Here is a 6,165-nt window from a genome sequence, read left to right as displayed (position 1 = left end):
CTGGTACGACCCGAAACAAAACTGGCACCCCGCCAACCAGAACCGCGCCCGCACGGCCAGCACAACCCGGCCCTGACCCCCGGTCACGGGGTCTCGACATACAGTCTCGGATTCATGACGGCCGGATACTCGGGCACCGGCGGCACCGGCACCGCTCACCTCACCGGTTCGAAGACCACCACGGCCGTTTCAGACGGCCGGCGGCTGGCGTACCCGTCGAGGTCCTTGTCCAGGGCCCGCCACCGCTCCCACAGTCGGGCCCGTTCCGCTCCGGTCGCGGCGTGGGCGACGACGTCACGAGTCCCGTCGGCGAGCTGCACCCGAGCCGTCGGGTGCGCCTGGAGATTCAGCCACCATGCCGGCTCTGCTTCGCCCCAGCCGTTCATCGCCATCGTCACCAGGTTCGGACCGTCTTCGTAGTACCCGACGATCACCGAACGTTCCTGGCCGCTGCGACGCCCGACCGTGGTCAGCCTCAGGGCCCCCCACCGCTGGTCACGCGGGAGCCAGAGGCCGCGGCGCCCACCGGTGGCGCGAACCACTGCCCGGTGCACCTTCCAGAAGAGCACGATGAACCATCGGGGCTGCAGGCGCGGAGTCCGGTTGCGTGTGCCCGAACTTCCCGTGCGCATCTCCATCTCGTTTCCCGCCTTTCACCGAGTGGTGCACCACTGAGAACCGTCGTGCTCCGTGATTGTAGAACCGTCCCGGGTCCAGCGAACAGTGGCCTTCGTCCCAGGTCCGGCGGTCGGTGGCCTCTGTCCTGGGGAGCCGTGGGACATCCCTGGCTGCTGCGACGCTGAACCGAATGGCCGCCCATGTCGTTGGTATCAGTAGAGGGCCCGGTCCGGGCTCGCTCAGAGCAAGCGACACACCCAGAGCAAGCGACACACCCAGAGCAAGCGACACACCCAGAGCAAGCGACACACCCAGTGCAAGCGACACACCCAGTGCAAGCGACACTGCCCGCAATCGACAAAGGAGACGATCGTGCACCTCACTCGAACCGGCCGCATACTCACTGCGGCCACCATTTCCGCCGTTGCCTTCACGGCGTTCTCCATCGCGCCGGCCTTCGCCGACGGCGGCGGCCACTCCCACGACGGGCATTCCGTCGTGCGTGTCCACCTCCTGGGAAGCCAGCCGGCTCCGGCCAGCCCGGTCATCGCCGGCATCAACCCCGGGGGTGCGCCCTGGGTGAACGACCGAAGCACGGCACGCGTGCGCGCGGATGGTCGAATCACGGTCGACATTCACGGCCTCGTGATTCCGCCACCGCGCGGCACCGGGGTCAACCCCGTCGCATCCGTCATCGCGACTCTCGTCTGCGACGGCGCCGTCGGTGACTCCACCGATCCGTTCAGCCTGAGCCCGGCGGGCGACGGGCGAACCCGAGACACCATCGCCGTGCCGGAGGAGTGCGCGGACCCGACTGTGCTCATCCAGCCGGCGGCGAACCATGCGGTTTACATCGCCTCCGGAGTGTCCAGCCGGCACGACGACCACCGGGACGACTAGCACGCGAACCGGAACCAGTACGGTGGTCCGCCGCGCCGGGTTACTTCGGCTCGGCAGGCACGCCGTCCGACCCGGCCGGCTCCCCCGCGGTCAGGCTCCTGAACATGATGTGGAGCCCGACGAATCCCTGCTCCGGGTGCTCGAACGCGCCAGGAACAGTGCCGAGGACATCGAAGCCGAGCGAGCGCCACAACCGCACCGCGGGCTCGTTAGTTTCGACCACGGCGTTGAACTGGATGCCCCGATAGCCGCGGGTCATCGCCCAGTCGACCATGTGGATTCCCAGAGCGCGGCCGACGCCCTGCCCCTGGGCATCCGGGGACACCATGAAGCTCGCGGTGGCGATGTGGGACCCGCGCCCCGGCCGGTTCGGTCCCATGATCGCCGTGCCAACGATGCGGCCGTCGATCTCCGCGACGACAGTGCGTTCCTGGCCCAGCCAGAGCCGCCGGGCGGCGTCTGAGGACAGGTCCGGCGGGTAAGCGTAGGTGCGCCCGGCATTGACGACCGCGGCGAAGATCGGGTAGATCGACGGCCAGTCCGAGGGGGCCGCGTCACGGATGTCCATGGCTACTCCCGAGGATCAACCGCGATGACAGCCGCCATGAGCCGGATCACGCCCGGCCGGAGAGGAAGTCTGCGAAGGCCTGGGGATCGTCGATCGGTCCCTGGTACTGCGCACCGTCCACGAGGACGGTCGGGGTGCCCTGGATCGAATCGATCTCCGCGCCGGGGATCGGCCCGTTCAGGGCGGTCTTCGTGTTGTCCTGCGACCAGGTCAGGTAGCGCCCGCTCGCCACGCAATCAGCGAAGTCGAGGTCGGCCCCCTGCAGCGACACCAGCTCGTCGTCGGTGAGGCCTGGCGTGTTCTCGGCCGGCTGGCTCGAGTACAGGGCGGCCAGGTAGTCGAGGGTGGCCTCCGGGCGCAGGGTGGCCTGGCAGGTGAGGGCGGCAGAGGCCCGCGAGGAGTAATCCGTGCCCTGCGACGCCGGGTCGAGGAAGGTCAGCGCGTGCAGCCGCAACGTGATCGCGTCGGCGTCGACGGCGGCGCTCAGCTGGGCACCGTTGGCGTCCTCGAACTGCTTGCAGTACGGGCACATCGGGTCGAAGTAGACGTCGACGGTCGTCGGGCCGGTGCCGACGGAGAGGTAGCCCGCGTCGAAGTCCGCGGCCCCCAGCCGGCCCGTGAGGGAGTCCGGTTCGGAAGGCGCTTCCGTGGAGGTGTCGGAGCCGAAGGGGTAGGGCGCTGCCGCCCCACCGGCGACGGCCGCGATGATGGCGCCGAATGTCGCCGCGAAGGCGATTGCGAGCACCACGAACAGCGCCGTGGCGGCGATGCCGACGTAGCCGATGATCAGGCCGGCGAGGGCGAGGCCTCGCCCTGCCTCGCCGCGCCGCTTGATCTGGCCGAGCGCGATGTGCCCGGTGATGATGGCGACGAGGGAGACGAAGAACGACGACACGAGCGACACGATCGCCAGGGTGTTGGTCTTCGGCCAAACGGGATACGGCTGCTGGTCGGACGCCTGCGGGTAGGCCGGGTAGCCCTGCGGCTGGCCGGACGGAACAGCCGGGTCTGCCGGAGTGGTCGGGCCGGTCGGGTCGCTGGTCATGGTTGTCCCCCCTGGTGCACTACGCGGATGGAGCGGTTTGGGCGATCCGGCCGAGCAGTCCGTTGACGAAGCCGGCGGAGTCATCCGTCGACAGGATCTTCGCGGACTCGACCGCTTCGTCGATGGCGACCGCGTGCGGCACGGCATCGTTGAAGAGGATCTCCCAGATGCCGATGCGCAGGATCGCGCGGTCGACGGTGGGCATCCGGGCCAGGGACCAGCCCTGCGAATACGTTTCGATCAGTTCGTCGATCTCCTCGCGATGCTCGACGACCCCGTCGACGATGTCGCGCGCATACAGCCAGGAGGCCATCCGAGCGGGCTCGTTGGCAGCCCGCTCGGCTTCGATCGCGAGCGACTCCGGGATGGTCGTCTGGCGCACATCGGCGGCGTAGAGGATGTCGAGTGCGCGCTTGCGCGCCTTGGTCCGTGCGCTCACTAGTTGACGCGGCCCAGGTAGTCACCGGTGCGAGTGTCGACCTTGACTCGGGTGCCCTGCTCGAGGAACAACGGCACCTGGATCTGGAAGCCGGTCTCCACGGTGGCCGGCTTGGTGCCGCCGGTGGAACGGTCGCCCTGGAGGCCAGGCTCGGTGTAGGTGATCTCGAGCACAACGGATGCCGGCAGCTCGACATAGAGGGGGTTGCCGTTGTGCAGGGCGATGGTCACGTTCTGGTTCTCGAGCATGAAGTTCACGGCGTCGCCGACGACGACGGCCGGAACGTGCAGCTGGTCGAAGTCGGAGATGTCCATGAAGACGTAGGAGTCGCCGTCGGCGTACAGGTACTGGAAGTCCTGGCGGTCGACGTTCTCGGTCTCGATCTTGGCGCCGGCGTTGAAGGTGCGGTCAACGGTCTTGCCGGTGACGACGTTCTTCAGTTTGGTGCGAACGAACGCACCGCCCTTGCCCGGTTTGACGTGCTGGAAATCGGTGACTGCCCACAGCTGGCCATCGATGTTGAGGACGACGCCATTGCGAATATCGGCGGTTGATGCCATGGAAGGGTGTTCCGTTCAATTGGTTCAATTAGGAAGGTGCGCGGCCGAAACGGCCTCAGACGAGTGTAGTTGGCCCCGGGGTCGTGCGCCAAAGGGAGCCTCCGGCCAGGTCAGTGGCCGACGGCCGGCGTCAGAGCGAGCGGGTGATGAAGTCCAGGGCGAGCCGGTAGGACTCGAAGCCGAAACCGGCGATCACGCCGGTCGCCACGGCGCTGACCACGCTGGTGTGCCGGAAGGTCTCCCGCGCGTGCGGGTTGGAGAGGTGCACCTCGACCAGGGTGATGCCCGCCTTGGTGACGAGGGCTGCCGCATCCCGCAGGGCGTAGCTGTAGTGGGTGAACGCGGCCGGGTTCAGGATGACGGGGATGCGCTCGTCGACGGCTTCGTAGAGCCAGTGGATCAGCTCGGCCTCGTCGTCGGTCTGCCGCACGTCGACCGTGACCCCCTCCGGGGCCGCGTCCGTGAGCATGGTGCGCAGTTGCTCGAGGTTTGCCGAACCGTACACATCGGGTTCGCGACTGCCGAGGCGCCCCAGGTTCGGACCGTTCAGGACGAGGACTGTGCTCATCCACCCAGCCTAGGGGGCGGCTCGAGGCCCCGGCCGCTCCCCCGGGTCTTATCGGCGCCGCGGATGGGCATGAAGCGTCGTCGGTCGCTTGAAGACTCGTTCGGCATCGGATTTACTGGTTGGCACACGCCAGACGAAGTCGCCACCGAATTCGTTCCCGTGGCAACTCACATCCGCGCCGTCGCAATCGTCTACCGATCCTCAGCCGGCCGCTCGCGGCGTCGACATCTCGCACGGGAGTTCCATGATGACCGCCCCATCCTCGATCCTGATCACGCCCATCCACGTTGGCGATCTACTCGCCGAGGGCGAGGTGATGCCCATCTATGTACACGTCATCGACCATCCCGATGCGCGCGTATTGGTCGATACCGGTATGACCGAGCTGCACCCGGCGGTGGCAGATCTTGATCCCCGCCTCCATCCCCTGACCGAAGAGGGATTCGACCTTGACACCGTCGACATGGTCGTCAACACCCACCTCCACTTCGACCACTGCGGCGGCAACAAACTCTTCACCGGCAGGCCGATCTACGTTCAGCGCCAGGAACTCGATGATGCCCGCTCCGAGGACGAGTACACGATCCGCGACTGGGTGGACCCGCCCGGGGTGCGCTACGTGCCGGTCGACGGCGAGTTCGAGCTGCTTCCAGGGCTCCGCCTTCTGCCCGCGCCAGGCCACACCCGCGGCACGCAGATCGTCGTCGTCGACACGGGTGAACGACCCCTGATTGTCGCCGGCGACACCGCAGTCTGGTTCGGCGAACTGGACAAGCCCAGCACCCCAGGCCAGTTGCTCATCCGCGCTCTGAATCCAGAACTGGTCTGGCTCTCCCACGTGCACGAGCCCTGGAGACCCGCCCGTTGACCATCCGGCTTCCGGGCGGTCAGTGAGTGCTGAGGCGCGATCGGGTGCCGAGAGACGTCAGCTGATCCCCAGTCGCTCGAAGACCAGCGTGGCCTGGATGCGGTCGCCGCCCCCGAGGCCCTTACTGCCTGAGGCTGACGTCGTGATGGTGTGCAGTCGATAGCCGAGGGCGGCCTGGGCGTTGATCGACCTTTCCAGCTCGGTGAGGTTGCCAGATCCGGTACCGAATAGCTTCTCCTTCAGCACCACCTGCAACACGACGTAGCTCTGCCCGTTTTGCGCCGGTCGTGGTCTACCTCCCGCGACGGACTCCGACTTGATGTGGTCGATCAGCGCGGCGGGACTGTTCACCGGCGCCTCATCTTGCCAGACATCCGTCCACTGGTCGCCGTCCCACCGTCGCTGGCGACCCGAACCGTCGTCGTACCAACCTGCTGCTGCGTTCGCCACCATTGCCTCGTTTCAGTCATTCAGGTCGCGACGCGCCTGCACGTGCGCTTCAACGTATCAGCCGGTTTCGCTGGCGAGACCGGCTGCCTCTGGCGTCGAAACCGAAAGTGGCCCCATGATCGCGGACACTCTGTGCGGCATTGGCTGAG

At 67.2% G+C, this 6,165-nt stretch carries 9 protein-coding genes; 2 read left to right on the top strand and 7 right to left on the bottom strand.

Annotated elements, in window-relative coordinates; genetic code table 11:
- Positions 1–155: 155 nt before the first annotated feature.
- The gene (locus IWX89_RS16550; protein WP_231383415.1) at positions 156–638 is read right to left on the bottom strand and encodes a nitroreductase/quinone reductase family protein; all 483 of its coding nucleotides are present in this window, start codon (positions 636–638) and stop codon (positions 156–158) included.
- A gap of 352 nt (positions 639–990) precedes the next feature.
- Here IWX89_RS16550 and IWX89_RS16545 point away from each other — a divergent pair, with 352 nt between their 5' ends.
- Positions 991–1,518, top strand: coding sequence for a hypothetical protein (locus tag IWX89_RS16545; RefSeq protein WP_196904632.1), 528 nt, complete (start codon positions 991–993; stop codon positions 1,516–1,518).
- Positions 1,519–1,558: 40 nt separating this feature from the next.
- Here the strand turns inward: IWX89_RS16545 and IWX89_RS16540 are convergent, their stop codons facing one another.
- The 5 genes from IWX89_RS16540 to IWX89_RS16520 all read right to left on the bottom strand — a co-directional run bounded on the left by IWX89_RS16540 (position 1,559) and on the right by IWX89_RS16520 (position 4,698).
- Positions 1,559–2,086, bottom strand: coding sequence for a GNAT family N-acetyltransferase (locus IWX89_RS16540; protein ID WP_196904631.1), 528 nt, complete (start codon positions 2,084–2,086; stop codon positions 1,559–1,561).
- 46 nt (positions 2,087–2,132) lie between these two features.
- Positions 2,133–3,131: a DUF4190 domain-containing protein gene (locus IWX89_RS16535; protein ID WP_196904630.1), complete on the bottom strand. Its 999-nt coding sequence runs from the start codon at positions 3,129–3,131 to the stop codon at positions 2,133–2,135.
- Positions 3,132–3,150: 19 nt separating this feature from the next.
- Positions 3,151–3,570, bottom strand: a complete 420-nt coding sequence (gene nusB / locus IWX89_RS16530; RefSeq protein WP_134539725.1) for a transcription antitermination factor NusB — start codon at positions 3,568–3,570, stop codon at positions 3,151–3,153.
- Complete coding sequence (efp, locus tag IWX89_RS16525) at positions 3,570–4,130, bottom strand: elongation factor P (protein WP_196904629.1); 561 nt, start codon at positions 4,128–4,130, stop codon at positions 3,570–3,572. Before efp ends, nusB begins: the two co-directional genes overlap by 1 nt.
- Before the next feature lie 130 nt (positions 4,131–4,260).
- Complete coding sequence (locus IWX89_RS16520) at positions 4,261–4,698, bottom strand: type II 3-dehydroquinate dehydratase (RefSeq protein WP_196904628.1); 438 nt, start codon at positions 4,696–4,698, stop codon at positions 4,261–4,263.
- 247 nt (positions 4,699–4,945) lie between these two features.
- Here IWX89_RS16520 and IWX89_RS16515 point away from each other — a divergent pair, with 247 nt between their 5' ends.
- Positions 4,946–5,566, top strand: coding sequence for an MBL fold metallo-hydrolase (locus IWX89_RS16515; protein WP_196904627.1), 621 nt, complete (start codon positions 4,946–4,948; stop codon positions 5,564–5,566).
- A 57-nt stretch (positions 5,567–5,623) separates the two neighbouring features.
- Here the strand turns inward: IWX89_RS16515 and IWX89_RS16510 are convergent, their stop codons facing one another.
- Positions 5,624–6,019 carry a DUF4177 domain-containing protein gene (locus IWX89_RS16510; RefSeq protein WP_231383414.1) on the bottom strand — a complete coding sequence of 132 codons (396 nt, stop codon included), beginning with the start codon at positions 6,017–6,019 and terminating at the stop codon, positions 5,624–5,626.
- Between the last annotated feature and the right edge of the window lie 146 nt (positions 6,020–6,165).

Source organism: Cryobacterium sp. MP_M3, assembly GCF_015752155.1.
Classification (GTDB): Bacteria; Actinomycetota; Actinomycetes; order Actinomycetales; family Microbacteriaceae; genus Cryobacterium.
The sequence above is the reverse complement of the archived record's forward strand: the minus strand, read 5'-3'. Positions and strand labels throughout refer to the sequence as shown.

Bases quoted from the DNA above. Each gene is read 5' to 3' on its own strand.
- IWX89_RS16550 (WP_231383415.1), bottom strand. From the start codon at position 638: ATGGAGATGCGCACGGGAAGTTCGGGCACACGCAACCGGACTCCGCGC.
- IWX89_RS16540 (WP_196904631.1), bottom strand. From the start codon at position 2,086: ATGGACATCCGTGACGCGGCCCCCTCGGACTGGCCGTCGATCTACCCG.
- IWX89_RS16535 (WP_196904630.1), bottom strand. From the start codon at position 3,131: ATGACCAGCGACCCGACCGGCCCGACCACTCCGGCAGACCCGGCTGTT.
- efp (WP_196904629.1), bottom strand. From the start codon at position 4,130: ATGGCATCAACCGCCGATATTCGCAATGGCGTCGTCCTCAACATCGAT.
- IWX89_RS16520 (WP_196904628.1), bottom strand. From the start codon at position 4,698: ATGAGCACAGTCCTCGTCCTGAACGGTCCGAACCTGGGGCGCCTCGGC.
- IWX89_RS16515 (WP_196904627.1), top strand. From the start codon at position 4,946: ATGACCGCCCCATCCTCGATCCTGATCACGCCCATCCACGTTGGCGAT.
- IWX89_RS16510 (WP_231383414.1), bottom strand. From the start codon at position 6,019: ATGGTGGCGAACGCAGCAGCAGGTTGGTACGACGACGGTTCGGGTCGC.